A 1,102-nucleotide genomic window follows, 5' to 3' on the forward strand; every position below is an offset into this window, starting at 1 on the left:
GCGCAGGCCAGCGGGAGCAAGCTCCCTCGCCACGGGACACCCGTCCGTTACCTCACGGCGCGCCAAGCACCATCGTCCAGTACACGCCCGCGTCACTGCGGGCGTCGCTGGCGGACGCCGCACCGACCTGGGTGAACATCGGGTTCATCAGGTTGGCGCAATGCCCGGGGCTGGCGAGCCAGTCGTGCATGGCCTGGCTTGGCGAACGTTGTCCGGCGGCAATGTTCTCGCCGAGTTTGCGTCCGCGAAAACCGGCGCTCCTGGCCCGCTCGGATGTGGAGCGACCGTCCGGGTCGCGATGGGCAAAATAGTTGCCGCGGGCCATTGACCGACTGTGGCCCTGGGCAGCGCTTCCCAGCGCGGCGTTCCAGCTCAGCGGCCGAGCCGCCGCAAAGCGCTGGCGGCCGCACATGCGGGGCTTGGCCCTGGCGGCATTGACCTGGGCCAGCAGCGTTTTGTCCGGCGCGCCGATGTCACGCGTGTCGCTGATCCGCGTTCCGCCCATGGGTTGTGCGAGCACTACGCGCCATTCATCCCCGACCCGATTGATGCCAATGTCGGCGTACTGGCTGTCCAGTAGCGCTGCGCAATGCTCGTCCGCCAGCCGCTCGAACGCTTCTTCGGCGTCCCGCGCATCGGTCAGGCGAATGCTGCGCACTGACCGGGCCTGATAGCCGGATCTGCTCAGGGTTTCGCGCAAGCCACCGCTGAAGCCGATCGGCAACGCCAGGTTGGAGCGCAATACCAAAGGTTGGGCAGCACGCACCGTTTGCCATTCACAGCGGTGGGGCTGGCTGCGGTAGTCGTTGATGGCACTCACCAGTTGTCCTTCGCCTCGGGCATGGGCCGGGCTGGGGAACAACGGAAACAGGATCGTGAGGCACAGCGCAGCAAAACGGCGAGAGCGAACGAGGTGGCGCATGGATGGACAGCTCTGGAAGGGAATTGCCGGAGCGCCGGGAGACGGCGCCAATCAGCCCGAAACGCTTCGTTCAGGGCTGGGCTAGGACTGTGGCTTTTGAAACTGGTTTCCGGCGCACCCAGACATAAACGCCTGACCGCACAATGCTTTTGTGGGGGGGGGGGGGGGGGGGGGGGGGGG

At 66.6% G+C, this 1,102-nt stretch carries 1 protein-coding gene; it reads right to left on the minus strand.

Translation table 11 applies throughout. The features are described 5' to 3' along the window. Positions 1-52: 52 nt before the first annotated feature. The gene (locus ACE04F_RS13555; protein ID WP_486107409.1) at positions 53-922 is read right to left on the minus strand and encodes a CAP domain-containing protein; all 870 of its coding nucleotides are present in this window, start codon (positions 920-922) and stop codon (positions 53-55) included. Between the last annotated feature and the right edge of the window lie 180 nt (positions 923-1,102).

This window comes from Pseudomonas sp. AGC41 (genome assembly GCF_057334555.1).